Source organism: Bradyrhizobium sp. AZCC 2289 (assembly GCF_036924615.1).
Taxonomy (GTDB): domain Bacteria; phylum Pseudomonadota; class Alphaproteobacteria; order Rhizobiales; family Xanthobacteraceae; genus Bradyrhizobium.
Genome location: NZ_JAZHRY010000001.1, coordinates 4,711,429 through 4,738,263, shown reverse-complemented (window position 1 = coordinate 4,738,263; position 26,835 = coordinate 4,711,429). Strand labels below are relative to the sequence as shown.

The 26,835-nt window shown below is 62.7% G+C and carries 25 protein-coding genes; 13 read left to right on the top strand and 12 right to left on the bottom strand.

Going from position 1 to position 26,835, the window contains the following annotated elements:
• The first annotated feature begins 474 nt into the window (after positions 1 to 474).
• Positions 475 to 771, top strand: coding sequence for a type II toxin-antitoxin system RelE/ParE family toxin (locus V1289_RS22555; protein WP_334398913.1), 297 nt, complete (start codon positions 475 to 477; stop codon positions 769 to 771).
• An 8-nt stretch (positions 772 to 779) separates the two neighbouring features.
• Positions 780 to 1,088, top strand: a complete 309-nt coding sequence (locus V1289_RS22550; protein WP_334398911.1) for a HigA family addiction module antitoxin — start codon at positions 780 to 782, stop codon at positions 1,086 to 1,088.
• 395 nt (positions 1,089 to 1,483) lie between these two features.
• On the opposite strand, the gene V1289_RS22545 is transcribed toward V1289_RS22550, so the two are convergent.
• The 5 genes from V1289_RS22545 to V1289_RS49790 all read right to left on the bottom strand — a co-directional run bounded on the left by V1289_RS22545 (position 1,484) and on the right by V1289_RS49790 (position 3,637).
• On the bottom strand, positions 1,484 to 1,888 hold the full coding sequence (locus V1289_RS22545) for a PIN domain-containing protein (RefSeq protein WP_334398909.1): 405 nt from the start codon (positions 1,886 to 1,888) through the stop codon (positions 1,484 to 1,486).
• Positions 1,885 to 2,115 carry an AbrB/MazE/SpoVT family DNA-binding domain-containing protein gene (locus V1289_RS22540; RefSeq protein ID WP_334398908.1) on the bottom strand — a complete coding sequence of 77 codons (231 nt, stop codon included), beginning with the start codon at positions 2,113 to 2,115 and terminating at the stop codon, positions 1,885 to 1,887. Before V1289_RS22540 ends, V1289_RS22545 begins: the two co-directional genes overlap by 4 nt.
• Positions 2,116 to 2,206: 91 nt before the next feature.
• Positions 2,207 to 3,202 (bottom strand): type I restriction-modification enzyme R subunit C-terminal domain-containing protein, encoded by a 996-nt coding sequence (locus V1289_RS22535; RefSeq protein WP_334398907.1) that lies wholly within the window; start codon positions 3,200 to 3,202, stop codon positions 2,207 to 2,209.
• Positions 3,203 to 3,252: 50 nt separating this feature from the next.
• Positions 3,253 to 3,390, bottom strand: a complete 138-nt coding sequence (locus V1289_RS22530; RefSeq protein WP_334398906.1) for a hypothetical protein — start codon at positions 3,388 to 3,390, stop codon at positions 3,253 to 3,255.
• Positions 3,347 to 3,637, bottom strand: coding sequence for a type ISP restriction/modification enzyme (locus V1289_RS49790; RefSeq protein ID WP_442896055.1), 291 nt, complete (start codon positions 3,635 to 3,637; stop codon positions 3,347 to 3,349). The genes V1289_RS22530 and V1289_RS49790 overlap by 44 nt, the downstream gene beginning before the upstream one ends.
• 33 nt (positions 3,638 to 3,670) lie before the next feature.
• Here V1289_RS49790 and V1289_RS22525 point away from each other — a divergent pair, with 33 nt between their 5' ends.
• The 3 genes from V1289_RS22525 (at position 3,671) to V1289_RS22515 (ending at position 5,951) form a co-directional block, all read left to right on the top strand.
• Positions 3,671 to 3,991, top strand: coding sequence for a transposase (locus V1289_RS22525; protein ID WP_334398905.1), 321 nt, complete (start codon positions 3,671 to 3,673; stop codon positions 3,989 to 3,991).
• Positions 3,988 to 4,572 (top strand): IS3 family transposase, encoded by a 585-nt coding sequence (locus V1289_RS22520; RefSeq protein WP_334398904.1) that lies wholly within the window; start codon positions 3,988 to 3,990, stop codon positions 4,570 to 4,572. Before V1289_RS22525 ends, V1289_RS22520 begins: the two co-directional genes overlap by 4 nt.
• Before the next feature lie 482 nt (positions 4,573 to 5,054).
• Entirely contained in the window at positions 5,055 to 5,951 is an 897-nt protein-coding gene (locus tag V1289_RS22515) for an efflux RND transporter periplasmic adaptor subunit (RefSeq protein WP_334398903.1), read from the top strand.
• Positions 5,952 to 6,055: 104 nt separating this feature from the next.
• Here the strand turns inward: V1289_RS22515 and V1289_RS22510 are convergent, their stop codons facing one another.
• Positions 6,056 to 6,895 carry a caspase family protein gene (locus V1289_RS22510; protein ID WP_334398902.1) on the bottom strand — a complete coding sequence of 280 codons (840 nt, stop codon included), beginning with the start codon at positions 6,893 to 6,895 and terminating at the stop codon, positions 6,056 to 6,058.
• 410 nt (positions 6,896 to 7,305) lie between these two features.
• Between V1289_RS22510 and V1289_RS22505 the strand changes: the two genes are divergently transcribed.
• The 7 genes from V1289_RS22505 (at position 7,306) to V1289_RS22475 (ending at position 16,708) form a co-directional block, all read left to right on the top strand.
• On the top strand, positions 7,306 to 9,039 hold the full coding sequence (locus V1289_RS22505) for a hypothetical protein (RefSeq protein WP_334398901.1): 1,734 nt from the start codon (positions 7,306 to 7,308) through the stop codon (positions 9,037 to 9,039).
• Between the two features lie 230 nt (positions 9,040 to 9,269).
• Entirely contained in the window at positions 9,270 to 9,998 is a 729-nt protein-coding gene (locus V1289_RS22500) for a thermonuclease family protein (protein WP_334398900.1), read from the top strand.
• Between the two features lie 199 nt (positions 9,999 to 10,197).
• On the top strand, positions 10,198 to 11,037 hold the full coding sequence (locus tag V1289_RS22495) for an LssY C-terminal domain-containing protein (RefSeq protein ID WP_334398899.1): 840 nt from the start codon (positions 10,198 to 10,200) through the stop codon (positions 11,035 to 11,037).
• 194 nt (positions 11,038 to 11,231) lie between these two features.
• A complete protein-coding gene (locus V1289_RS22490) occupies positions 11,232 to 12,416 on the top strand; it encodes a pyridoxal-phosphate-dependent aminotransferase family protein (protein WP_334398898.1) in 1,185 nt (394 codons plus the stop codon).
• 300 nt (positions 12,417 to 12,716) lie between these two features.
• Complete coding sequence (locus V1289_RS22485; RefSeq protein WP_334398897.1) at positions 12,717 to 13,778, top strand: ABC transporter ATP-binding protein; 1,062 nt, start codon at positions 12,717 to 12,719, stop codon at positions 13,776 to 13,778.
• 22 nt (positions 13,779 to 13,800) lie between these two features.
• Positions 13,801 to 14,868 (top strand): ABC transporter substrate-binding protein, encoded by a 1,068-nt coding sequence (locus V1289_RS22480; RefSeq protein WP_334398896.1) that lies wholly within the window; start codon positions 13,801 to 13,803, stop codon positions 14,866 to 14,868.
• Positions 14,869 to 14,989: 121 nt separating this feature from the next.
• Positions 14,990 to 16,708, top strand: coding sequence for an ABC transporter permease (locus tag V1289_RS22475; RefSeq protein WP_334398895.1), 1,719 nt, complete (start codon positions 14,990 to 14,992; stop codon positions 16,706 to 16,708).
• A 120-nt stretch (positions 16,709 to 16,828) separates the two neighbouring features.
• Here V1289_RS22475 and V1289_RS22470 read toward each other — a convergent pair whose 3' ends face one another.
• Together V1289_RS22470 and V1289_RS22465 are read right to left on the bottom strand one after the other, a co-directional pair.
• Complete coding sequence (locus tag V1289_RS22470) at positions 16,829 to 17,938, bottom strand: hypothetical protein (RefSeq protein WP_334398893.1); 1,110 nt, start codon at positions 17,936 to 17,938, stop codon at positions 16,829 to 16,831.
• On the bottom strand, positions 17,938 to 19,374 hold the full coding sequence (locus V1289_RS22465; RefSeq protein ID WP_334398892.1) for an MBOAT family O-acyltransferase: 1,437 nt from the start codon (positions 19,372 to 19,374) through the stop codon (positions 17,938 to 17,940). Before V1289_RS22465 ends, V1289_RS22470 begins: the two co-directional genes overlap by 1 nt.
• 347 nt (positions 19,375 to 19,721) lie before the next feature.
• On the opposite strand from V1289_RS22465, the gene V1289_RS22460 reads away from it, so the two are divergent.
• Positions 19,722 to 21,839, top strand: a complete 2,118-nt coding sequence (locus tag V1289_RS22460; RefSeq protein WP_334398891.1) for a S9 family peptidase — start codon at positions 19,722 to 19,724, stop codon at positions 21,837 to 21,839.
• 67 nt (positions 21,840 to 21,906) lie between these two features.
• Here the strand turns inward: V1289_RS22460 and V1289_RS22455 are convergent, their stop codons facing one another.
• The 4 genes from V1289_RS22455 to V1289_RS22440 all read right to left on the bottom strand — a co-directional run bounded on the left by V1289_RS22455 (position 21,907) and on the right by V1289_RS22440 (position 26,825).
• A complete protein-coding gene (locus tag V1289_RS22455; RefSeq protein WP_334398890.1) occupies positions 21,907 to 23,349 on the bottom strand; it encodes an aldehyde dehydrogenase family protein in 1,443 nt (480 codons plus the stop codon).
• Positions 23,350 to 23,405: 56 nt separating this feature from the next.
• The gene (locus V1289_RS22450; protein ID WP_334398889.1) at positions 23,406 to 24,125 is read right to left on the bottom strand and encodes a ribonuclease activity regulator RraA; all 720 of its coding nucleotides are present in this window, start codon (positions 24,123 to 24,125) and stop codon (positions 23,406 to 23,408) included.
• A gap of 103 nt (positions 24,126 to 24,228) precedes the next feature.
• Complete coding sequence (gene araD / locus V1289_RS22445) at positions 24,229 to 25,968, bottom strand: L-arabinonate dehydratase (RefSeq protein WP_334398888.1); 1,740 nt, start codon at positions 25,966 to 25,968, stop codon at positions 24,229 to 24,231.
• The gene (locus V1289_RS22440) at positions 25,965 to 26,825 is read right to left on the bottom strand and encodes an ABC transporter permease (protein WP_334398887.1); all 861 of its coding nucleotides are present in this window, start codon (positions 26,823 to 26,825) and stop codon (positions 25,965 to 25,967) included. Before V1289_RS22440 ends, araD begins: the two co-directional genes overlap by 4 nt.
• Positions 26,826 to 26,835: the final 10 nt, after the last annotated feature.

Here is a 26,835-nt window from a genome sequence, read left to right as displayed (position 1 = left end):
TGCCGAACCCGGTCGGGCCAACAAAACCTCCGCCGACTTGACACCAGCAACGGGTGCCAGAACCACACGCTTTTGCCGTACGCAGCCACCCGTCTTCGCCAAAAGGCTTCGCCGGGCTTCGGCGCCGTCGTCAGCGCGCGGCCTGATCGCTCACGAACCCCTGACGGAGCCGCCCTGCGATTGCCTTGCGCGCCCAACGCTGCCGCGTCCACCGCATCCCATGCCCAACGTTCGTGACGATCATGATACGCCCCTCTGAGAGGGCCGGGATGGGGCGAGCTGGTAGCGCTGATTTGCCCGACGGGACAAGCGGGATATTTTTTCCGGCAGGTCTGGACAGCCCAAATCACGTTGAATTCCCTGGCTGATTTCGATTGTACGAGCAGGCGCTCAGGCCACGCTCGATCACCCCGTGCGGCTCGCCATTGCATGATGAGCTATAGCGTGGTACAGTATCTCATACGGGGTTGCGGCATGATTGTGAGCTTCCGGGACGACTGGTTGCGGGAGTTCTTCGTCAACGACGTCAGGTCGAAGAAAATCCCGTCCGACCTGGAAGACCGCCTGTTCCGCAAGATCCAGATGATCGACGATGCGGCGACGGATCGCGATTTGAGATCGCCGCCGAGCAACCATTTCGAGAAGCTGCGGGGCAATCTCGACGGCTTGCACTCGATCCGGGTCAACAAACGATGGCGGTTGGTTTTTCGATGGGATAGCGGCCGGGGTGAGGCGAAGGACGTATATCTGGACGACCACAGCTACGTATGAGGCAAGCCATGTTGATGACGAAACGCAAGCCGGCGACAATTGGCGAAATCCTGGTCGAGGAATTCATGAACCCGATCGGGCTGACGCAAGGCGCGCTGGCTGAAGCCATGGGCGTGCAGCGCAAGCACGTCAATGAGCTGTGCAACGATCGCCGCAATGTCACCGCGGCGACCGCGCTCATTCTCGCCCGCGTGTTCGGCAACGGCCCGGATTTCTGGCTCAATGTGCAGCGGCGAACCGATCTGTGGGAAGCGATGCATTCCCCACGCGAGCGCAAACGGATCGAACGCGCGCGGCCTCTGACAAAAGCGGCGTGAGTTCCGCCACCTCGTGCACGGCCGGGACATTCGGCGGCCCACGGCCCGGGTAGCGCCCCGCCGAAGCTTTTGCGAAATGGTTTTAGCGCCGTTCGTCAGCGCGCGGCCTGATCGCTCACGAACCCCTGACGGAGCCGCCCTGCGATTGCCTTGCGCGCCCAACGCTGCCGCGTCCACCGCATCCCATGCCCAACGTTCGTGACGATCATGATACGCCCCTCTGGGGGCCGGGATGGGGCGAGCTGGTAGCGCTGATTTGCCCGACGGCGAAAGCGAAATATTTTTTCCGACAGGTCTGGACAGCCCAAATCACGTTGAAGTTTCAGCAGAAAATCGTCCCTGCGCGCACGTCGTTTTGGGGCGAAAACGGTCGATCTGCACCAGGGTTTGGGCGCTCACGGTGCGCGTTCCAGAAACGGATTGACGATGGCGAGGCCTGCGATGGCTCGGCCATGCTGCATGTCTTCGCTATAGAGCGTGTCGCATCCTGCCTCGATTGCGGCGGCGACGATCAGTGCATCATAGAACGATAGTCCGTGCTCTCTGGCGAGCGATACGGCTGCAGTATGCGTGTTCAAAGTGACAGGCACGACGTCATCGAGCGAAGCACGGAACAAGCCAAGCGCCAGCTCAATCTGCGGCCAGTCATGGCGGAGCTTGCGTCGGGCGACGTGGACGAACTCGTTGAGCACCTGAACGCTGACGCAGCCGCCGCGAGCAAGGCAGTCAACCGCCTTTTGTTTCTTGGCGTCCGAGGTCGCGGTGTAGACGAGAATGTTGGTGTCGAAAAAGGCCTTCACCGCTCGTTCGCCTCGTCCCGATCGAATTTGTAATCGGGAGGGAGCGTCCAGTTGAGGGAGGCCAGACGTTCAAGCGCAGCCTTGCGCCGGTCTTCCTTCTGAACGATCAGCGTTCGTTCGGCCACATCGACGATGTTGAGTTCGTCGCCGGCATTCAAACCCATCTTCTCGACCAGGGCTTTGGGCAGCCTCACGGCCAGGCTGTCGCCCCATTTCGAAACCTGCATGGCAGTCTCCAAGGGTATATGTCAATATGATATCATTAATATGATATCATTTCAAGGTCGATTGGCCTCCCCGGCCTGTGACACATCAGCCTCATGCCACGGCGCTGTCGTTGATGGCCTGAATTTTCGTGAAAAGCCGCGTCACCTTTTCTTCATCGAAGAGCTTTTCCGGCCCGGTCGGCGCCAGGTCGGTGAACGGCGGTTCGTAAAGCAAGGCAGGGTCCATCACGCCCTGATCGGTCAGGTGCTCGATGACCATGTTGATGAACTCGATCTGGCTTGCGGTTGCCACACCGGCCGCGAGGAACTCGCCGAAGGCGTCACGAACCGCTGCGCGGTCGAGTCCGACGATCGAGCGAACGAAACGCCCAAAACCCTTGCTGGTCTCGCGTGCGCGCTCGATATCGCCGGCCTCGCCGATACCGGCGTCCAGCAACATCTTTTCGAGTTCGCTCAGGTCGGTTGGCGTGAGCGGTCTGCCCTGCCGCAGCTTGTGAAGCACGATGTGGTCCTCGTGCGCCTTCAGGAAATGCCGGGCATTCTGCTTGAAGCGGGCAAAGTCGGCCTCGCCGACCTGCGGCAGTTCGTGTTCGACGCCATCACCGATCTCGTCGGCAAAGTTCGAATAGACGATGGCCTTTCTCGACTTTTCGATATGCTGGACCAGATCGCGCAAACGCAATCGGACGAGTTCGAGCAGCGGAACGGTGACGCCTTCCCACCATTGATCGGTCTGAATCTCCTCGATCAGCACCGCCTGATGCGCGATAGCCGGGATGCCGGTCTGATCTTCCAGCGCGGAAGCAATCTCAAGGAGCTGCTTTTGCAAGGTGTCGAAACGCTTCGAACCTTTCATGAGTGCGAGTTGCAACGAAAACATCAGGAGATCGAAGCGCTTTGCTTCCTCGGTTCCGAAGCCGCGTTCGGACGGCAGCGGCGCGATCTCCTCGACCAGTTCCTTGCGCTTTTCATCGTTGATGCCGACCCACTCTTTCGGCTCTCGGTATTTCTCGACCGCACGGCGATGCTGGCGGACCAGAAAATTATCGAGGTTGAGGCCGATGACGGTGTCTTGCAACGTCTTCAATGCGCCTTCGCGGATCACGGCTTCGGCCGGCGGACGCCGCCAACCCTGCCTCACTGCTGAGCGGCGAAGCCAAGACAGACAAGATCGCGGTCGAGCACCGTATCTACTGCATGGTGGAGCAATGGATTGAAGGCCGCTCCGCGCTCATCTAGAAACGGACGCTCGTATAGTGAGCCGGTACTCTGCATCGATTTCTCCAAGAACGTGAATCGATTTGTTCAGAGCGCCGATTATCAACTGATAGTGCTTGATATCATCAAGGCTAAGGCACTCGCCTTTTCTGTCTCCCAACCACTTCTGAAGAGGAACGTATCCACCAACCCGCATAGACCATAGCGCTTCTGGCACATGATTGAAGTACTGCTCGCTGTTGATCCAGATTTTCTCGTCACTCCAGAGAATTCGACCGTGAACCTCCTCCGAATTGATGGACACCTGTAGTAGGCTCGAGGAGCCAGGAGGTGTCGGATGGAAGCACGTCAACGTCGGTCGTTTACGAACGATTACAAGCGGCAAGCAGTCGATCTGGTGGCTTCGAGCGGTCGCTCGATCGGATCGGTGGCCAAGGAACTTGGCCTGCGCGATTCCGTATTGCGGCGCTGGGTGGAGCAGCGTGGGGCTGGGCGGGAGCCGACGGCACCGGCGCGGCGCCCCACAACGCAGGCGACGGTGCCGTCGGCGGACCACGCGGCGGAGATCGCTCGTTTGCAGCGAGAGAACGAACGGCTGCGCATGGAGCGCGACATTTTAAAAAAGTCGATCGCGATCTTTGCTGGGACGCGGACATGAGATTCCGTTTCATTGAAGATCGCCGCGCTGACTACCCGGTGTCACTGATGTGCGACGTGCTCGGTGTCTCGCCGGCCGGCTACTATGCCTGGCGAGCGCGCCCGGAGAGCCGGCGATCCGCCGCCAATCGTGCGCTCGTCGACGACATCGAACGGGTCCACCGCGAGGCCTGCGGACGCTATGGCAGCCCGCGCATCCATGCCGAGCTGAAGGCCCAGGGCCGCGGGGCGAGCCGCGGTCGCATCGAGCGACTGATGCGCCGTCACGGGATCAGGGCCATCATGGCGCGGCCACGGCGGGTGCGCACCACCGACAGCCGTCACGACTTCCCGATTGCCCCGAATCTGCTCGAGCAGAACTTCACCGCCGCCGCGCCGAACCGGATCTGGCTCGCCGACATCACCTACGTCGAGACTGATCAGGGCTGGCTCTATCTGGCCACCGTCATGGACCTGTACAGCCGCAAGATCGTCGGCTGGGCGATGGCGGATCACTTGCGCGCCGACCTGCCATTGGCGGCTTTGCGGATGTCCTTTGCTTCGATGTATCCAACCGGAATATCGCCCTTCTCGAGGATATAGTCAGGCGCACCGCATTTCTGGCGCTTGGGCTCATTCGTTAGCTCAAATTCCACACCGAGCAAGGCATCAGATAGCGAGACAAACGAATCTCGATAAGTGTGCTCGGTCGCGTTGCCCTTTTCGAACTTCCGCGCAATATCCCTAACGTAGGCTGATACGTCCTTGTTCATCTCAAGCTCTTTAGAGGTTCAGGTCAGCGCACCCACGCGTTCGCCATCAAAATGATCTCGCGAAGATAGCGAGCCATTTATGAAAGCTCTCCTAGCAAAAACTCGCTCATGGCACCAACGCAAGGTTGTACTTGGCTTCTCGTCTCGGCTTACACTAAGCTCGTGCCAATTGCGACAGCGAGCGGATCAAGAGGCCGGCCAGACTTTTCGATCCCAACCTAACCCAAATGCCTGATCGCCATCCTGATGCCCGCTTTCCTCCCCCGCCACCCCTCTGCTATCCCTAATCCCGAAACCGGGAACGCACCGCCAATGCCCTCCTTCCCCCCTTCGCACCTCCCCACCCTGCTCCTCACCGGCCTGCTCACCCTCGCCGCCCAGCCCTCCCTCGCCGCCGACGACACCGAGGCCGCGCCCAAGGGTGCGGCGGTCACGGTGCTGAAGGCCACGAAGTCCTGTTTCGCCAATATCGTCGAGGTGACCGGCACCATCATTCCGCGCGAGGAGACCCAGGTGCGGCCCGAGCGCATGGGGCTGAAGGTCGCCGAGGTGCTGGCGGATGCCGGCGACACCGTCAGCGCCGGCCAGGTGCTGGCGCGGCTGACGCTGCCGGAAGGCGGCTCGGTCGCGGTGCAGGCGCCGGTCCCCGGCACCATCGCGGCCACGACGGCGGCGATCGGCGCCACGGCGTCGGGCAAGGGCGAGCCGCTGTTCTCGATCATCGCGCGCAGCGAGTTCGACCTGGTCGGCCTGGTGCCGACGCGCGATATCGCCAAGCTCGGGGCCAACCAGACGGCGCGGATCAAGATCATCGGCGCCGGCGATGTCGACGGCAAGGTGCGGCGCGTGTCGACCACGGTCGAGCCCAACAGCCAGCTCGGCCAGGTGTTCATCGGCATCACCACCAACCGGCGGCTGCTGGTTAATTCGTCCGGGCGGGCGCAGATCAAGACCGGGCAGAGCTGCGGCGTCGCGGTGCCGCTCACCGCGATCCTCTATTCCACCGCCGGCACCGTGGTGCAGGTGGTGCGGCACAACCGCATCGAGACGCGGCGGGTGGAAACCGGATTGATGTCGGCCGGGCAGGTCGAGATCACCGGCGGCGCCACCGGCGGCATCCAGGAAGGCGACATCGTGGTGGCGCGCGCCGGCGCCTTGTTGCGCGAGGGCGATCCGGTGCGGCCGGTGACGAGTGCGGAGGGGAAGTAGGGGGGCTGTCATTGCCGGGCTTGACCCGGCAATCCATCCTTCTTGAGAAGAAGTGCTTTTTTCCGATGGATGCGCGGGTCAAGCCCGCGCATGACGAGCGGAAATTACCCGCCGATGCGGACGTCTTCCAGCAGCGAGGACGACACCGACGGGACCTGCTCGCCTTCGCTGGCGCGGGAGATCGCGACGCGGGTTTTGTTAAAGGCGCTTTCGGCACCGGCCTGGGCGGTCAAATTATTCAGGAGCTCGGCGACCAGCACGCTGTACTGGCCCCTGGAATCGTCGGCCACCTTGCCCGGCGTTGCCGCGCTCAGCACAATCGTGTTTTCCGGCGGGCTGATCGGGGCCAGCCCGTGGGAGAACGAACGGAAGCGGCGCTCATAGGGGTTGCGGCGCGAGGCGTCGAGCACGACCAGTTTTGCTTTCGCGCCCTGCTCCATCATCGCGTCCAGCACGGACTCGACGCTGACGCCGTCGCGGCGGACATCGGCTTCCTTCCAGATCGCGGCATCGACCGGGATCATAAAACTCTCGCGGCCGACCTGGACGCCGTAGCCGCCGAAGAACAGCATCACCACCGTGTCCGGCCCGATCTTGCCCTTGAGGCGGCCGATGGCGCGGGCCATGTCGTCCCTGGTGGCGTCCTCGACCACGTCGACGTCGAAACCGTTGCCGCGCAGCGCCGCGCTCAGGCCATGGGCGTCATTGATCGGCTGCGCCAGCGGCGCGGACGCGTCGGGATAATGGCCGTTGCCGATCACCAGCGCGAGGCGGGAGGTCTTCCTGGCGGAATCGCTGTTCTGTTCGGTCGCGATCGCCTTGGCGGCGTCGAGCGAGCGCTTGTTCAGCGCGGCATGGGCGCCGATCGCCAGCGACACCATGCCGACCAGCGCGGTCGCAATGGCGACCGAGCGGCGGGAAATGCGGAGCTGCCTGACATTCATCGCGTTTCATTCCCAATCGTTATCCAGAGGCACTTCTCAAGACGCGCGCCAAGTTAGTCGCGCCAGTACCGTCCGGGGTTTTAGGGGTTGCAAAGTGTGTGCCGTCGAATTGTGAGCAATTTGCGGCATCGCAACAAACGAACCCTTAACCCCATCAGCCCCGGAGGGCAACACCGATCTGTATTTTTAAGTTAAGCTATTGATATTACTTGATAAAGATTGCCGCCAGCGAACCCCTGACGGGCCACTACACGCCAAAAACGGGGGGCTTTTCCGTGACCTCGATCACATTTGTATTTCCCTGCTGTTCGTATAATTTTTGAAGCGCTTGCAGGTTCCGAAAAGCCGGCACCGGTTCCCGGTCCGGCTTGGCGGGGGCGTGCGGAACGGCGAGTGCGGAATTTGACTTCATGGGCTTTCACACCATCGCCGGCGCCGCCTTTCGCGCGCTGACCGCCCGGAAGGACGGTCCCTCGCTGTACGACGTCTGCGATCCCCTGCTGCTGGACTACGGCGACGCCCATCTCGGCAAGTTCTACAAGACCGCGCTGGGCAATCCGGCGCTGCGGTCGCTGCTGCGCCGCACCGGCCTGCCGCAATTGCGCGACGAGGGGAGGCTGCAGCGGCTGCGCGCGGCGCTGCTTTCTGCCCGCGACGACGACGCGCCGGACTGGGCCGCGATCGGTCAGCCGGTGGCGGAACTGATGGACACGATCGATGTCCGGCACCCGCAGCCAAAGCCCGCGCCCGCGAACGGTCACGCACCTGATCTTGGCGAGATCGAAAAAATCATCCGGACCTGCGGGGCGCATCTGTTGCGGTCGTTCTCCAGGAACGGCTTCATCCCGACCTATGCCGCGTTCAACCTGATCGGCGATCCCGACATGGGCGGGCGCGAGATGGTGATGGCGCTGACGGGGCTGAATTCGCGCGGCTACAAGAACTCGACGCTGCTGTTCAATCTGGCGCGGATTTTCATCGCGCATTCGCCGGCCCGCGCCCTGATCAATCCGCCCTGGCGAGGGATTGCCGAGCCGATGTGGCAGCCGATGCAGATCCGCCATCGCTCGGCCTATTACGACGCGTTCTTCACCGAGGCGCTGCTCGGCTTTGTCGAAACCGGACTGGCCTCAGTGGATCAGGCCGGCGCCGCGCGCCGCGCGATATCGGAGATGGTGGATTTCTGCCTCAAGGTGAGCGCGGAAGCAGTGCCCTCGCATGACGGCTCGACCGTCAACGTCATCACCGCGCTGGCGCCGCTGCCGCATCCGCGGTTCTCGAAGTTCTTCTCCCAGATCAAGCAGGATCTGGGTTTTGGCATCTACGTGCCGGATTGCGACACCACGGCGTGCGCGTTCTCGGCCGCCACGCAAGCCGGCTCCGACGATCCGATCCTCGAACAGCCGCTGCTGGATTTCTACAGCGGCCTGCAGGTGCGCAAGGGCGCCAATGAGCCGCGCGTCACCGTGCCGCTGAACGACAATGTCGATTACGAGGGCGGCGTCGTCACCTGGATCGACAATCTCAGGGGCGACCGGCCCTATGGCAACGACCTCGATCCGACGCTCAATCTCGACATCCTCGAAGTCAGCTTCCGCAATCTCAGGCGCTGGAAAGTCATCGAGACCCCGCAGCGGCTGACGACCGTTCACCGCATCATCGGCTTCCAGAAGCGGTTGGTCGAAAGCGGCGCGTTCACAAATCCGCGCTCGCATATCTATTATCTGCCGGAATTGTATTCGGCCTATTTCGGCCGCTGCTATGCCGCCTTCATCGCGTTGCCGACGGCCGCGCGGCAGGCGATCGATCCCGACGGCACCTTCGAGTTCATCCGCATCCGGGTGCTGGCCTATGTGCAGACCGAGCTCATCACCCACGAGATGAACGCGTTCGACGCGGCGCTGGCGCTGATGGCGCTGGCGCATCTCGGCGCCGAGCTGGCGAGCTTTGCCGCGCCGCTCGCCTGCATCGTCGCGCAAACAGGCGAAGGCGGCCGCCATGGCCCCTACAAGGCCTATGAATGGAACAAGATGAAGACGCCGACGCGGATCCTGGTGGGCGGGCCCGAAGTGACCTCGGCCTTCGTGCTGATGGGGCTGGCGTTGGCAAGGGGCGTGATGATGCGGGGTGGGAGGGGCGGCTGAACCATCAGCCGTCATTCCGGGATGGTGCGCTAGCACCAGACCCGGAATCTCGAGATTCTCAGGTGCGCAATTGCGCACCTAGTTCGATGCTGTCGCATCGCCCCGGAATGACAACTCACTTACAATGACGGGAAGTTGAAAGCCGTGCGGCGGTCTGGCTCTGGCAAGACCGCCTCATTGTCCGCACAATTCGCCCAACACGTGTGCATTATCCTGTATCGGTATTGCCGATGAAACTGAAGACGCTGCTCACAGCCATTCTGCTCATGCTGCCGCCGGCTATCGCCGGCGCGGCCGATATCACCGGCGTGCCGAAGATCCGCGAGGGCGACCAGATCCAGATCGGCAACAGCCGCATCCGCCTCGGCGGCGTCGACGCGCCGTCGACCGACCAGCTTTGCCTCAACACCCATGGCGAACGCTGGACCTGCGGGGTTGCGGCGCGCGACGAGCTGATCAAGCATACCAGCGGCAAAAGCTGGACCTGCCATACCCGCACCACCGATCGGCGCGGCCGCATCGTCGCGCACTGCGAAGTTGACGGCGAGGACATCCAGAAATGGCTGGTGGCGAGCGGCTGGGCGCTGGCCTATGCGCGGTTTTCCCACGATTACGACGCCGACGAAAAGGCCGCGCGCGAGGCCAAGGCCGGGATGTGGCAGGGCGCGTTCATCGCGCCGTGGGACTGGCGCGCCCGCAACAAGAAGACGACGATTTTGGGCGCCGCCAAGCCGCCGGAAAATGCCTCGACGATCCTGCTGGCCTCGGCGTCCGGATCGGTCGCGCCGTCGCCCGATTGCACCATCAAGGGCAACGTGAACCGCTCCGGCGAATGCATCTACCATCAGCCGACCAGCCGCTGGTACGCCAAGATCGAGATGAAGATCAGCAAGGGCACACGCTGGTTCTGCTCGGTCGAAGAAGCCGAGGCCGCCGGCTGCCGCGAGACCAGGCGATAGCGCTGTCTGTGGCCTCATGGTTCGAGACGCGCGAAGACGCGCTCCTCACCATGAGGGTTTAATATCTGGTCCTGTGGGTAGAGGACCTCATCCTGAGGAGCGGCGTAAGCCGCGTCTCGAAGCCTCATCCTGAGGAGGCGCGCAGCGCCGTCTCGAAGGATGAAGCCCCCGCACTCAAAGAATGCGCTAATCTCCATTCATGAGCGACCTCTACGACGATCTGCTGGCCCCGCTACCTCCGGAACATTCGCGGCTGGAGCGCTTTCTGCTGGTCGCGCTCGGCGTCGTGCTGGCGTACACCCTGCTCGCCTATCTGGTGCTGCCATTGTTCTGGACCCACTACGAACACCAGAAAGGCCTTGAAAATCTGCCGATGGTGACGCGGACCGGGCAGGGCATTCCCGGCGACCCGATCAATGTCGGCCTGGTCGGCGATCAGCATGACGTGGTCTGCGCCATGCACGAAGCGGGCTGGTATCCGGCCGATCCGATCACGCTGAAATCGTCGATCGAGATCGTCGGCAGCGTGCTGCTCGATCGCCCCTACAAGGACGCGCCGGTCAGCAATCTCTATTATCTCGGCCGGCGGGAAGACCTCGCGTTCGAAAAGCCGATCGGCGCCAGCGCCGATCGCCGCAATCACGTCAGGTATTGGAAGGTGCTGGACCATGGCGCGGAGAAGCGCCCGGTATGGCTGGGCGCCGCGACCGAGGATCGCGGCGTCGGCGTCAGCAAATATACCGTCGCGGTGACGCATCATATCAACCCCGACCTCGATGCCGAACGCGCCGTGCTCACCGCCGACCTGGAAAACGCAAAAATGGTGGACGCGAAATATCAGGTGACCGGCATCGGCCCGACCCTGACCGGGCGCAACGGCGGCGGCGACCTCTATTATACCGACGGCGAGATCTGGGTGCTGCGGCTGGTCGAGGCCTGCCGCAAGCGCGACGGCCCCGCGGTGACGATCCCGAGCCCGCCGGCGACCGAGATCAAGGATCAGATCTGGCATGCGGTCGCCGAAGCGATGGGGAAATAGGGTGCTCTATCCCCGTCATTGCGAGGAGCGCAAGCGACGAAGCAATCCATAGGCCGTCATTTTGGCACAGATGGATTGCTTCGCTGCGCTCGCAATGACGGTCTCGATCCAATATGATGATGCTCTCACTTGAACCCTCGCAATTACCTCCAACCACCTAGCGTCCGCCTTCCACCGACTAAGGAATAATGAAAATGACCGTTCGCGCGGGCCGGGAGTTTCTGGCCATCCCCGGACCCACCACCATGCCCGACGAAGTGCTGCAGGCGATGCATCGTCCGGCGCTGGATATCTATTCCAGGGAGATGGTGGAGCTGACCGAAACCCTGCTCGCCGATCTCAGCAAACTGTTCGCCACCAAGGGACAGTCCTACATCTACATCGCCAACGGCCATGGCGCCTGGGAAGCAACCCTGAGCAACGTGCTGTCGCGCGGCGACAAGGTGCTGGTGCTGGAAAGCGGCCGCTTTGCGATCGGCTGGGGCAATGCCGCAACCGCGATGGGCGCCGATGTCGAAGTGCTGAAAGGCGACTGGCGCCGCGCGATCCGCCCGGCGGAAGTCGAGGCGCGCCTCAAGCAGGACAAGGATCACACCATCAAGGCGATCCTCGCGGTGCAGGTCGATACGGCCTCCGGCGCCTATAACGACATCGAAGCGATCGGCAAGGTCATCAAGGCATGCGGCCATCCCGCGCTGTTCATGGTCGACACCGTGGCGTCGCTGGGCTGCATGCCGTTCGAAATGGATAAATGGGGCATCGACGTCGCGATGTCCGGCTCGCAGAAGGGCCTGATGACGCCGCCGGGCCTCGGTTTCGTCGCCGCCAGTGACCGCGCCCGCGAGGTGCACAAGACGGCCAACATGCGCACGCCCTATTGGGACTGGACCGAACGCGAGGGCTCCGAGCACTACCGCAAATATGCCGGCACAGCACCAGTGCATCTGCTGTTCGCGCTGCGCCAGGCCGTCAATATGCTGTTCGCCGAAGGGCTGGAAAACGCCTTTCTGCGTCATCGCCTGCTCGCCGAAGCGGTGCGGCGCGCGGTCGCGGTCTGGGCCGAAGGCCAGGAGCTCGGCTTCAATATCGCGGAGCCGCATGAGCGCTCGAACACGGTCACGACGGTGGTGATGAACGGAAACGATCCGGTGTCGCTGCATAAATATTGCAAGGAAAAATGCGGCGTGGTGCTCGGCGTCGGGATCGGCGACCTGCAGGGCCAGGCGTTCCGGATCGCCCATATGGGCCACGTCAACGCCCCGATGATCCTGGGCACGCTCGGCGTGATCGAAACCGGCCTCAAGGCGCTCAACATTCCGCACGGCAAGGGCGGAACCGAGGCCGCGATCGATTTTCTCGGCGAAAGTGTCGGTGCGTGAGCGTTCCCCGCAGCCTGCGTCTTTCGTAGGATGGGTAGAGTGAAGCGAAACTCATCGAGAGCGTCCATGATGGTGATGGGTTTCGCAAGTGCTCTACCCATCCTGTACGCTGAAACCCGCCCTCTCTCACAATGTGAGAGATTCCCGAAATATCGCGCCGTTGCTCAGACTTTAGCAGTGCAAGCCTTTTCGGCGCGTCATTTTTAGTGCTTATATTGATCCTGCGATAAATAAGGCAGCCTGCAACGGCGCGCGCGTATTCATTAAAAATTGAGTGCGCGAATATAGGGAGTGACAGGATTGGCGTCCGTTGATTTGCGCGGCCTGACCAAGCGCTTTGGATCGCTTGCGGTGGTGGATAACGTCTCGCTGCGGATCGATCACGGACAGCTGGTCTGCCTGCTTGGGCCGTCCGGCTGCGGCAAGACCACGACGCTGCGGCTGATCGCGGGCTTTCTGGAACCCTCCGACGGCGAGATCAAGGTCGGCGATCGCCTGGTCTCGTCGAAAGCGCGGACGCTGCCGCCCGAGCAGCGCAGCATGTCGATGATCTTTCAGAGCTACGCGCTGTGGCCGCATATGACGGTCGCGGAAAACATCGTATACGGCCTGCGCCTGCGGAAGATGGACCGCGATACCATCGCGAAAAAACTCGCGGCCATCCTGGGCACGACCAAGCTTGAAGCGCTCGCGCAACGCTATCCCGGCGAACTGTCCGGCGGGCAGCAACAGCGCGTGGCGCTGGCGCGCGCGCTGATCGTCGAGCCCGAGACGCTGTTGCTCGACGAGCCGCTGTCCAATCTCGACGCCAATTTGCGCGAAGAGATGCGGTTCGAAATCCGCCGGCTGCATGACGAATATCGCTACACCACGGTTTACGTCACCCACGACCAATCGGAGGCGATGACTACGGCCGACCTGATCGCGGTGATGAATTCGGGCCGGATCGACCAGCTCGGCACGCCCGAAGACATCTACGCCCGGCCCGAGTCCGAATTCGTCGCGCGCTTCATCGGCGCCAGCAATGTCATCAAGGGCACTGCCTTGGACGAAAACCACGTTTCGTTTGCGGGTGCGACCCTGCAGGTGGTCGGCGCAAAACTTGCCGCCGGCCAGAGTGCGCCGGTGGCGATCCGCCAGCATGACGTCCAGCTCTCGACCCAGGCGCCGCCGTCGCCGCAGAACGTGGTCAAGGCCACCGTGACGCGCCAGGTCTATCTCGGCGCCGCGCGCGACTACATGGTCGAAACCGCCGACGGCACGGCCTTGCGCATCACCACACCGACCGAGACCGCGGTCGCCAAAGGCAGCGAGGTCTGGCTGACCTTGCCGCCCGACCGCTGCCGGGCGCTGAGCCGATAACAAGAAACGAACCGAGGACGCGATGAAAAGGCAAAGACCTTCCAGGCGGGACATTCTCAAAGGCGCGACCACGGTTGCGCTTGGCACCGTATTTGCGGCGCCGGTTCGGGCCGAGCCGCCCCCGCCGGTTGCGATCACGCCGCAACTGATCGAGGCCGCGAAGAAAGAAGCCAAGGTAATCCTGTATTCGTCGATGGACCTGCCGGTCGGCGAAAAGCTCGGCAAGGCGTTCGAGGCGGCCTATCCCGGCATATCCGTCCAGATCGAGCGCTCCGGCTCCGAGCGGCTGTTCCAGCGCGTTGCCCAGGAATTCGATAGCAACATCCGCGCCGCCGATATCATCAACTCTTCCGACGCATCGCATTTTATCTCCTGGAAGAAGAACGGCTGGCTGATGCCGTTCGTCCCCGAAGACGTCGCGCAGCATTTCCTCCCCCAGTTTCGCGATCCCGACGGCATGTCCGCGACGTCGCGAATCTATTTGTCGTCGATCGCCTACAACACCAACATGGTGAAGCCCGACGACGCGCCTCGGAGCTTTGCGGATTTGCTCGACCCGAAATGGGCCGGCAAGATGGTAAAAGGTCATCCCGCCTACAGCGGCACCATCATGACCGCGACCTTCCAGATCGTGCGCGAACTGGGATGGGAATACCTGGAGAAGCTGTCGAAGCAGCGCGTGATGCAGGTGCAGTCGTCGACCGACCCGCCGAAAAAGCTTGCGCTCGGCGAGCGCGCGGTGATGGCCGACGGCAACGAATATGGCGTGGTGCTGCTCAAGGAAGCAGGCCAGCCGGTCGAGCCGGTCTATCCGACCGAAGGTGCGCCGACCATATCGGGGCCGACCGGCATCTTTGCAACCGCGCCGCATCCGAATGCCGCGCGGCTGTTCCAGGCCTGGCTGCACACCCGCGAAACCCAGCAATTCTTCACCGACTACACAGCGCAGTATTCGGCGCATGCACAAGTGCAGTCGAAGCCCGGACGCCGCAAGCTTTCCGACATCAAGCTGATGAAGGAGGACGCCGCCGGGGTGGAAGCGATGACGGAAGAAATCAAGACGCGCTATGCGAAGCTGTTTCGGGTGTGAGAATGCGTTCGCCTAACCACAGTCGTCATTCCGGGATGGTCCGAAGGATCAGACCCGGAATCTCGAGATTCCGGGTTCGATGCTTCGCATCGCCCCGGAATGACGACGAGAAAGCTTTCACATGACCCTCGCCACCAGCATTGCCCCCAAACCGCGCATCGACTGGACCAGGCCGGTGCTGTGGCTGTTTGCGGCCGTGTTGATCGCGCTGATCGTGCTGCCGCTGTCGTGGCTGGCGGTCTATGCCTTCACCGACCGCGCGCGGCATCCGACGCTGCAAAATTTCGTCACCCTGTTCACCAATCCGGATTTCCTCGATCCGCTGTTGACCACGGCGATCATCGCCACCACGTCCGCCTTCATCTGCTGCATCGTCGCCGCCCCGATCGGATGGCTGGTATCGCGGACCGACATGCCCGGGCGTCAATTCATCCGCGCGCTGGTGACCGCCTCGTTCGTGACGCCGCCGTTTCTCGGCGCGGTCGCCTGGGAACTGCTGGCGGCGCCCAACAGCGGGCTGCTGAACCAGCTTTATCGTTTCATGACCGGCGCCGAATCGGATGCGCATCTGTTCGACATCTATTCGATGACCGGAATCATTTTCGTGATTTCCTGCTACACCTTTCCGTTCGTGTTCGTGCTGGTCGCCAACGCGCTCGACAACATGCCGGGCGAACTCGAGGATGCTTCCGCCATTCTCGGCGGCAAGGCCTGGACCACGGCGCGCCGCGTCACGATTCCTCTGGCACTGCCGGCGCTGGTCGCCGGCGCGCTAATCGCGTTCCTGCAGGCCATGACGCTGTTCGGATCGCCCGCGATCCTGGCGCTGCCCGCTGGTTTCCACACCATGACCACGAAAATCTGGAGCCTGTTCCAGTATCCGCCAAAACTGGAGCTCGCCGCCGCCGCCGCGGTGCCGCTGTTGCTGCTGACGATATTGCTGCTGCAGGGCCAGAAATTCCTGCTGGGACGCCGCGGCTATTCCGTGGTCGGCGGCAAATATGGCGCGCCGCGCAAGGTCGAATTGAAGGGCTGGCGCTGGGCGGCGCTGGCGCTGTGCCTCGTCGTGCTGCTCAACCCCGTGTTCCTGCCCTACTTCGCGCTGCTCAATGCGGCGTTTTCGCCGAACGCCACCACGCTGGTGACGCCCTCGACACTGACGCTGCATAACATCGTATTCGTGTTCACCGAATTGTCGTCGACCCAGCTCGCGCTCAAGAACACGGTGATCCTGGGCGCCTCGACCGCGACCATCGGCACCATCCTCGCGCTCGTCATCGCCTATGTAACGACCCGCCGCGTTATCGGAGGCTACCGCGTGCTCGGCTTTCTCGCGACCGCGCCGGTGGCGGTGCCCGGCATCGTGCTCGGCGTCGGCCTGTTCCTGAGCTACACAAGGCCGCCCTTTGTGCTGTATGGCACGCTGTGGATCCTCCTGATCGCGTTTCTCACCATCAATCTGCCGTCGGCCTATCAGCAATTGCAGGCGGCGTTCGCGACCATCCACCCCGAACTCGAAGACGCCAGCCGCATTCTCGGTGCGACCCGGCTGCAGTCGCTGCTGCAGATCACGGCACCCCTGCTGCGCACCGGCGTGATCGCGACCTGGTGCTTCATCTTCATCGGCGTGATGCGCGAACTGTCGGCGGCGATCGTGCTGTTCACCTCGCAGACCAAGGTGCTCAGCGTGCTGATCTACGATCTCAACGAAAGTGGCGATCTCGCCGCGATTTCGGTGCTGGGTATTGCGATGCTGGTCATCACCTTCGCGGTGGTGCTCGCGGTGAACCGGATCCCGATGTTCGGCGGCAACGCCAGCGCGCGGTTGCGGAATAGCTGACAATGTCTCCCCTCATGGTGAGGAGGCGCGTTAGCGCCGTCTCGAACCATGAAGCCACGATCTTTCCGCTCATCCTTCGAGACGCGCGCAAGAGCGCGCTCCTCAGGATGATGTCCGCTGTCAGGGCTTTTCCATCCTGTAAGCCTCGACCTGCGCCTTCAGCTGCTGCAGCGACGCCAGCGGCGCGGCGCGGTCGACGACATATTGCCCGCTCGCCAGCCACGACAGCACCTTCAGGTCGACCGCCGGTGAATGGTGGATCACGTCGCCGTAATTGCCGAGATCGTGAGTGACTTCCTTCACGACGCGGAAATCGTGCAGGGTGACGTTGAGAAACTGCGTCAGGCGTGGAAACGCATAGGCGCTGAAATCGTAGACGATCTTCAGCGTCGCCACTGAGGCGTCCCGCATCGCCACGAATTGCAGGATCGAGTAGGGCGGGAAATAGATATCGAATTTCACGTCCGGATTTTTCTCGATCAGGCCAATGGCGTCACGTTCGAACGTCTTCACCATCGCATCATAGTCGAAACCTTCGGCGAGGTAGGAACTGCGCACCGGATCGGTGATGCGCCTGAAGGCTGCGATCGACGCTTGCGCGTTGTAAAATCCCGCCGCGTCAAAATCGGGCCGGAGCGTATTGATGTCGTCAACCCGGGAGATCGGGAATTTGAATATGACGCCGTTGGTCAGCCGCGCGACAACAGGCTCAAGCGGCGGGATCGAGCGCGCCAGAATCCACAGCGATTCGCGCGCCATGGCGCCGCTGAAGAGATAGCTTGCGATGCCCTTGGCGTTGCGGCGATAGAGATCGGCCGGAAGAAAGATGTCCGCATCGATCTCCGGCGCATCGCGAAAGATCCAGTCGTCCATTTGCCAGATCACCCGCCTGGGGTGGCGCGCCATCGCCGCCGCCAGCACAAAGCTCTGCTCGTGCGAATTCGACCCAGTCATTGACAACTTCAGCGAGCGGCCGCCGACGATCCTGTCGATATCGCTTTGCCGGAAATGGATCGCCAGCGACGTCCCCATGAATATTGTGTCGAATGGCTGGCTCTGGATCAGGCCGGCGTCCTGCATGCGGCTATCCGGCGAATACATCGCGGCAAACAGCCGCGCGGGGCGGAAGTATTGCAGGGGATCGACGACGAAGTTGAGCGCCGCGGCCAGCAGAATAATCGCGACGGCCGCGCTCAAGAACTGGATCAGGCGCTTGGCTGAGGCGCTCATCAGAATCTGAAATAGATGAATTCGCTGTGCTGCTGGATTCCGAGAATCCCGAAAGCGAGCACCGCGGCGCTGGCATAGAGGAACAAGGGTCGCATCCGCAATCCGCGCAGCTTCTCACCAACGGTTCGCTTCGCGTGGTCGTAGCCCATGATCTCTTGCGTGTTGGGCGCGAACCAGACCACCATGGCGTAGATCGCGACGAACAACGCATAGGCCATCTCGCCCTTGCCGAATGCGATATGGGCGGGATCGGCCATTTTCGACAACACGTACTGCGCGGTGTCGATGCTGTCGGCCCGGAAGAACACCCAGGCGATGACGACGGCCAGGAACGTCAGAATGGACCCTGCGTATCTCGTCAAAGGCTCAAACCGGGGCGCGAGTTTGGGTCCATAATTGTTCCAGGCGTGATTGATACAGAGATAGGCGCCATGCAGTGCCCCCCAGGCGACGAAGGTCCAGGCGGCGCCGTGCCAGAGGCCGCCGAGCAGCATCGTGATGAGAAGGTTGACGTAGCGCAGGATGCGGCCGTGCCGGTTGCCGCCGAGCGGTATGTAGAGATAGTCGCGCAGGAACTGCGACAGCGTCATGTGCCAGCGCCGCCAGAAATCGATGATGTTTCGGGCCTTGTAGGGCGAGTTGAAATTCAGCGGCAGAAAGATGCCGAACATCAGCGATATTCCGATCGCCATGTCGGAATAGCCGGAGAAATCGAAATAGAGCTGGAAGGTGTAGGCCAGCGCGCCGATCCAGGCCTGATCGAAGCTCGGCGCGTTCGGGCCGAACGCGAGGCTGACCAGCGGTTGGATGCCGTCGGCGAGACAGGTCTTCTTGAACAGGCCGATCGCGAAGATGATCAGGCCGCACAGGATCAGATGGGCGTCCGGGCGCTTGGTCTCGGCGCGCTCGAATTGCGGGATCATATCCTTGTGATGGAGAATCGGTCCCGCGATCAGATGCGGAAAATAAGTGACGAACAGCGCGTAATGCGGCAACGCGTAGCGCGCGACGTTACCCCGGTAGGCGTCGACCAGAAACGCGATCTGCGTAAAGGTATAGAAGGAAATGCCGACCGGCAGCAGGATGTGGAGGGTGATCCCGGTGGAGAACAGCGCGTTGAAATTGGCGGCAAGAAAGCCGGCATATTTGAAGATGCCGAGCACGAGCAAATCGCCGGCGACCCCGGCCGTGAGCACCACGAAGCGCAGCGGCGGCCGCAACTTCCGTGCGATCAGCAAATATCCGATGCCGTAATTGAACGCGACCGAGCCGACCAGCAGCGCCACGAATTGCCAATTGCTGAACGAGTAGAACGCCAGCGACGCCAGCGCCAGCCAGATCACGGGGGCGAGATTGCCAAGCCGGCCCAGCGCGAAATAGCCAAGCAGGACGACCGGCAGGAACAGGAAGATAAAGGGATAGGAATTGAAGAGCATCAGGCCTTTCTCTGGCGTTCCCAAAAGCCTAACCATACAACGCGGCGGCCAACAACCCTGCGGTTTGGTAACCACGCTACATCTGGCAATCCGCGCATTCGAGCCGATATAAGCGACGACCGGCTCTTCTCGCTCGCCCCGCTTGCGGGGAGAGGGCATAGGCGGCCTCGGCCGCCGTTATTAACGAAGGACGCCGATGCGAAGCATCGGCTATGGTGAGGGGACTCTCCGCGAGCGTGACTCGTGGAGAGTCCCCCTCACCCGGCGCTTCGCGCCGACCTCTCCCCGCAAGCGGGGCGAGGTATCACGCGCACATTTCGATTCACGCGCATCAGAACGAGGATTGAGTGACCCAAGCAGCAACCAAGACGCCTTCAAAGCCCGTGCCGGTGGCCCCGCGCCGCCCGCATTCCTTCACCACCCACGGCATCACGGTGACGGACGATTATGCCTGGTTGAAGGACGCCAGATGGCAGGAGGTGCTGCGCGACCCCTCGATCCTGGACGCGGATATAAGAAAATATCTGGAAGCCGAAAACGACTACACCGAAAGCCTGCTCGGCCACACCGCATCGCTGCAGAAGAAGCTGGTCAAGGAGATGCGCGGGCGGATCAAGGAGGACGATTCCAGCGTCCCCGCGCCGGACGGCCCTTACGCCTATTTGCGCAAGTTCCGCGAGGGCGGGCAGCACGAACTGTTCGGCCGCTGCCCACGCGATGGCGGCGAGGCGACAATCGTGCTCGATGGCGACCAGCTTGCGGCCAGCCACGACTACTTCAAGTTCGGCGGCGCGCGCCATTCGCCGGATCACCGGCTGCATGCCTGGAGCGCCGACACCAAAGGCTCGGAATATTTTTCCATTCGCGTGCGCGACTGGGCCGATGGCACCGACCTTGGCGATCTCGTCGAGGAGACCGACGGCGGCGTGGTCTGGAGCACGGACGCAAAGAGCTTCTTCTACGTCAGGCTCGACGACAATCATCGTCCGATGCAGGTCTGGCGTCATCGGCTGGGCACCAAACAGGCCGACGACGTGCTGGTTTATGAGGAGCATGATTCCGGCTGGTTCACCCATCTGCATGAGAGTTCCAGCGGCCGGTTCTGCGTGATCGCGGGCGGCGACCATGAAACCTCGGAGCAGCGGCTGATCGACCTCGCCGATCCCGAGGCGCCGCCGCGCGTGGTCGCGGCGCGCGAGGAAGGCGTGCAATATTCGGTCAACGACCGCGGCGACCAATTGTTCATCCTGACCAACGCCGATGGCGCGATCGACTTCAAGGTGGCCACCGCGCCGCTGGCGTCGCCCGAGCGCGCCAACTGGCGCGATTTGATCCCCTATCGCGAAGGCATCTATCTGCTCGATGTCGAGCTTTACGCCGACCATATGGTGCGGCTGGAGCGCGCCAATGCGCTGCCCGCCATCATCATCCGCGACCTCAATTCGGGCGAAGAGCACGCCATCGCCTTCGACGAGGCGGCCTATTCGCTCGACACCATGGGCGGCTATGAATTCGAGACCACGAATTTGCGGTTTTCGTATTCGTCGATGACGACGCCGTCGGAAGTCTATGACTACGATATGGCGACGCGAACGCGGGTGTTGCGCAAGCGCCAGGAGATTCCCTCCGGCCACGACCCGGCCGATTACGTCACCACGCGGATCATGGCGACCGCGCATGACGGCGCAAAAGTCCCGGTCTCGATCCTGCACCGCAAGGACCTCGTGCGCGACGGCCGCGCGCCGCTCTTGCTCTATGGCTACGGCTCCTATGGCATGGCGATGCCTGCGTCGTTTGCCGCCAACCGGCTGTCGCTGGTCGATCGCGGCTTTGTGTATGCGATCGCGCATATCAGAGGCGGCGCGGACAAGGGGTGGGGCTGGTATCTCGACGGCAAGCGCGAGAAGAAGACGAACTCGTTCGATGATTTTGCCGCTGCCGGCCGTGCGCTGATCGAAGCCAAATACACCGGCGTGAAACGCATCGTCGGCCATGGCGGCAGCGCCGGCGGCATGCTGATGGGCGCGGTCGCCAACCGCGCCGGCGAATTATTCGCCGGCATCGTCGCCGAAGTACCGTTCGTCGACGTGCTCAACACCATGCTCGACGACACCCTGCCGCTGACGCCGCCGGAATGGCCGGAATGGGGCAACCCGATCGAGAGCGAAGCGGACTTTCGCACCATTTTGTCGTACTCGCCCTACGACAATGTCGCGGCGAAGGACTACCCGGCGATTCTGGCGATGGGCGGGCTGACCGATCCCCGCGTCACCTATTGGGAGCCGGCCAAATGGATCGCACGGTTGCGCGCGACTATGACCGGCGGCGGCCCGGTGCTGCTCCGGACCAACATGGGCGCCGGCCATGGCGGCGCGTCGGGCCGGTTCAATCGCCTCGACGAAGTCGCGATCGCCTATGCGTTCGCGCTGTGGGCGGTGGGATTGGCGGACAAAAGCGAGGTGTGAGCTGCCCCCTCGCCCCGCTCTTGCGGAGCGAGTTCACGAAGAGGGATTCGCGCAACGCTCCGGCAGGTTACGGCATCGTGTAGGCGGTCTTGATCGTCGTATAGAATTCCGCCGCGTATTTGCCCTGTTCGCGCGGTCCGAAGCTGGAGCCCTTTCGGCCGCCGAACGGCACGTGATAGTCGACGCCGGCGATCGGCAGATTGACCATCACCATGCCGGCTTCGGCGTTGCGCTTGAAGTCGCTGGCATATTTCAGGCTGGTGGTGCAGATGCCGGCGGACAGGCCGAACTCGGTGTCGTTGGCAATGGCCAATGCTTCCGCATAATCGTTGACGCGAATGACGGACGCGACCGGCCCGAAAATCTCCTCGCGCGCGATCCGCATATTGTAGGTCACCTCGGTGAATAGCGCCGGCTGCAGGTAGAAGCCGGGCGCGTCGCGCTTGAGGCGCTCGCCGCCGAAAGCGAGCTTGGCGCCCTCTTCCTTGCCGATCGCGAGGTATTTGAGGTCCTGATCGAGCTGGCTTTGATCGACCACCGGGCCGATGTCGGTGCCGGCTTTCACGGCGTCGTCGATCTTCAGCCCGCTGATGCGCTCGGCGAGCGCGGCGACAAATTTGTCGTGAATGCCCTTGGTGACGATCAGCCGCGAGGCGGCGGTGCAGCGCTGGCCGGTGGAGAAGAACGCGCTGTTGGCGGCGCATTCCACCGCGACCTTCAAATCGGCATCGTCGAGCACGACCAGTGGATTCTTGCCGCCCATCTCGAGCTGGAATTTCTTCATCGGCCGCGAGGCGACGCAGGAAGCGGCAACCTTGTGGCCGGTTGCGACCGAGCCCGTAAAGCTGATCGCGGCAACATCGGGATGCTCGAGCAGCGCAGCGCCGACCTCGGAGCCGCGGCCGATCACAAGGTTGAGCACACCCTTCGGCAGGCCTGAGCGATGCAGGATATCGACCAGCGCCCAGGTCGAGCCCGGCACCAGATCAGCAGGCTTGATCACGACGGTGTTGCCATAGGCCAGCGCCGGCGCGATCTTCCAGCCGGGAATGGCAATCGGAAAATTCCACGGCGTGATCAGCCCGACGACGCCGAGCCCCTCGCGGGTGATCTCGATGTCGATGCCGGGGCGCACCGAGGCCAGCTTCTCGCCGGCCATGCGCAGGCATTCGCCGGCGAAGAACGCAAAAATCTGTCCGGCACGCGCGACCTCGCCGATCCCCTCCGGCAGCGTCTTGCCTTCCTCGCGCGACAGCAGGCGGCCGAGTTCATCCTTGCGCGCCAGAATCTCGTCCGAGGCCTTTTTCAGGATGTCATAGCGGAGCTGCGGCGTCGCGCGCGACCATGCCGGGAATGCCGCCTTGGCGGCGGCGACCGCAGCATCGGCCTGCGAGCGGGTGCCGCGTATGGCCTGGCCTACAACGTCATTGGTATCCGACGGATTGACGTTGGGCGACCGCACGCCGTCCGAAATCCACTCGCCGTCGATCAGATTGTTGAACATCAGCATGGCGTGTTCCTTTATCGTTAGAGCGGTCTTGTACTTTTCGGCGTGTCCGGGGAATCTTATCGCTTGTTCGCCTTCCGCCAAGCTGCGAAATCGACCAGCGTCTGCGGATCGGTCGCGGGATAGAGCCCGAGAATGGAGCGGCCGCTCTGCACCTGCTCGGTGACGAAATCCTCGAACGCGGTCATCTCGACGGTCTCGTCGGCGATCTCGTCGGCAAGGTGCGCGGGGATCACGATCACGCCGTCGCTGTCGCCCAAAATGACGTCGCCGGGGAACACCGGCGCGTCGCCGCAGCCGATCGGCACGTTGATCTCGATCGCCTGATGCAGCGTCAGATTGGTCGGCGCGCTGGGCCGGTGGTGATAGGCGGGGAAGCCAAGCTTGGCGATCTCGGCGGAATCGCGAAAACCACCGTCGGTGATGACACCGGCGCAGCCGCGCTTCATCAATCGCGTCACCAGGATGGCGCCGGCGGAGGCCGCGCGGGCGTCTTTCCGGCTATCCATGACCAGCACCGCGCCAACCGGGCAATCCTCGATCGCTTTGCGCTGCGGATGGGCGCGGTCGCGGAATACGTCGATCTTGTTGAGGTCTTCGCGCGCCGGCATGTAGCGCAGCGTAAAGGCCTCGCCGACCAGGGTCGGCTGGTCGGGGCCGAGCGGATGCACATCCTGGATCATCTGGATGCGAAAGCCGCGCTTGAACAGCGCAGTCGCCACCGTCGCGGTGGAAACGGTCTTGAGCTTGTTGCGGGTTGCTTCGCTGAGTTTTGACATTGGTTTTATCCCGGTTTGTTTGTCATTCCGGGGCGCGCGAAGCGCGAACCCGGAATCTCGAGATTCCGGGTCTGGTCCTTCGGACCATCCCGGAATGACGGGGTCAATAAATCGACGGCTCGCCGACCGGCGCGCCGAAGCCGGTTTCGAGGAAATCGAAGTCGCAGCCTTCATTGGCTTGTTTGATATGCCTGGTGAACATCCAGCCATAGCCGCGCTCGAAGCGGCGCTCCGGCTGCTTCCATTCGGCGCGGCGTTTTGCCAGCTCGGCCTCCGGCACATCGAGATTGATGGTGCGCGCGGCGACATCGAGCGTGATGCGGTCGCCGTTGCGCACCAGCGCCAGCGGTCCGCCGATATAGGCTTCCGGCGACACGTGCAGGATGCAGGCGCCGTAGCTGGTACCGCTCATGCGCGCGTCCGACAGCCGCACCATGTCGCGCACGCCCTGCTTCACCAGTTTGGTCGGGATCGGCAGCATGCCCCATTCCGGCATGCCTGGACCGCCTTGCGGGCCGGCGTTGCGCAGGATCAGCACATGATCGGCGGTAACGTCGAGATCGGGATCGTCGATCGCCTTTTTCATCGAGGGATAATCGTCGAACACTAGGGCCTGCCCGGTGTGCTTGAGGAAGCGCGGCTCGCAGGCACTGGGTTTGATCACGCAGCCATCCGGCGCGAGATTGCCCCGGAGCACGGCGAGCGCACCCTCGGCATAGATCGGATTGTCGACCGTGCGGATCACGTCATCATTGTAGACTTCGGCGCGCGCGATGTTTTCGCCGAGCGTCTTGCCGGTCACGGTCATCGCATCGAGATGCAGATGCGGCTTGATCCGGCTCATCAGCGCCGGCAATCCGCCGGCATAGAAGAAATCCTCCATCAGATAGGTATCGCCACTGGGCCGCACATTGGCGATCACGGGCACCTTGCGGCTCGCAATCTCGAAATCGTCGAGCCCGATGTCCTGGCCGGCGCGGCGCGCCTGCGCGATCAGATGGATGATCGCATTGGTCGAACAGCCCATCGCCATCGCCACCGTGATGGCGTTCTCGAACGCCTTGCGGCTCTGGATCTTTTGCGGGGTCAGATCCTCCCACACCATCTCGACGATGCGCCGGCCGCATTCCGAGCTCATGCGGATGTGACCCGCGTCGGCGGCCGGAATCGACGACGCGCCCGGCAGCGTCATGCCGATCGATTCGGCGATCGCGGTCATGGTCGAGGCGGTGCCCATGGTCATGCAGGTGCCGTAGCTGCGGGCGATGCCGGCCTCGACATCGACCCAGTCCTTGTCGGAGATTTTCCCGGCGCGGCGCTCATCCCAGTATTTCCAGGCGTCCGAGCCGGAGCCCAGCGTCTTGCCCTTCCAGTTGCCGCGCAGCATCGGCCCCGCCGGAAGATAGATCGTCGGCAGGTTCATGCTGGTGGCCCCCAGCAACAGGCCCGGCGTGGTCTTGTCGCAGCCGCCCATCAGCACCACGCCATCGACGGGATGGCCGCGCAAAAGTTCCTCGGCGTCCATCGCCAGCAGATTGCGGTAGAGCATGGTGGTCGGCTTCTGCAGCGATTCCGACAGCGACAGCGCCGGCAATTCGACCGGAAAGCCGCCGGCCATCAGGATGCCGCGCTTGACGTCATCGACCCGGCTCTTGAAGTGCATGTGACAGGGCTGCACGTCCGACCAGGTATTGAGGATCGCGATCACGGGGCGGCCCTTCCACTCCTCCGGCGCATAGCCCATCTGCATCGCGCGCGAGCGGTGGCCGAAGGCGCGGAGATCGTCGGGCGCGAACCAGCGCGCGCTGCGGAGTTGATCGGGGGTCTTGTTCTTGCCGGTCATGACTGGGTGCCCCATTTCTGGACGGTATTGCGTTCGATGGTGCGGAAGATCAGGTTTTCGACGATCAGGCCGATCACGATCACCGTCAACAGGCCGGCGAACACGGCAGGAATGTCCAGCAGGTTGCGGTTCTCGAAGATGAACCAGCCGAGCCCGCCCTGCCCCGACGAAACGCCGAACACCAGTTCTGCGGCGATCAGCGTGCGCCAGGCGAATGCCCAGCCGATCTTCAGGCCGGTGAGGATCGAGCCGAACGCGGCCGGGATCAGGATCCGCGCGACATAGGGCAGCCCGCGCAGGCCGTAATTGCGGCCGACCATGCGCAGCGTATTCGATACGCTCTTGAAACCGGAATGGGTATTGAGCGCGACCGGCCACAGCACCGAATGGATCAGCACGAAGACGAGGCTGCCATTGCCGAGGCCGAACCAGATTAAGGCCAGCGGCAGCAGCGCGATCGCCGGCAGCGGATTGAACATCGCCGTGACGGTTTCGAGGAAATCAGTCCCGATCCGGGTGGAGATCGCCAGAATGGTGAAGATGGCGGCGAGCACGATCCCGGCGCCATACCCCATGAACAGCACTTTCAGCGACGCCCACGCCCGCAACGGAATGGTGCCGTCGCGCACCTTTTCGAACATCGTGATGATGGTGTCATGGAAGGTCGGGAACAGCAGCGGATTGTCGAGGAACGCGCCGTAGGCTTCCCATACCACCGCGAGAAAAATGATGATCGCGGCCTTGCGGACGAAGCCGTCGTTCCACACCAGCTCCAGCACAGCCAGCTTGCGCTCGACCTCCGCCGGAACCGCCGTTGCCGCGGCGTCGTCGCGCAGCAAAATTCTCGCTTCGCCCATCGCGCGCTCC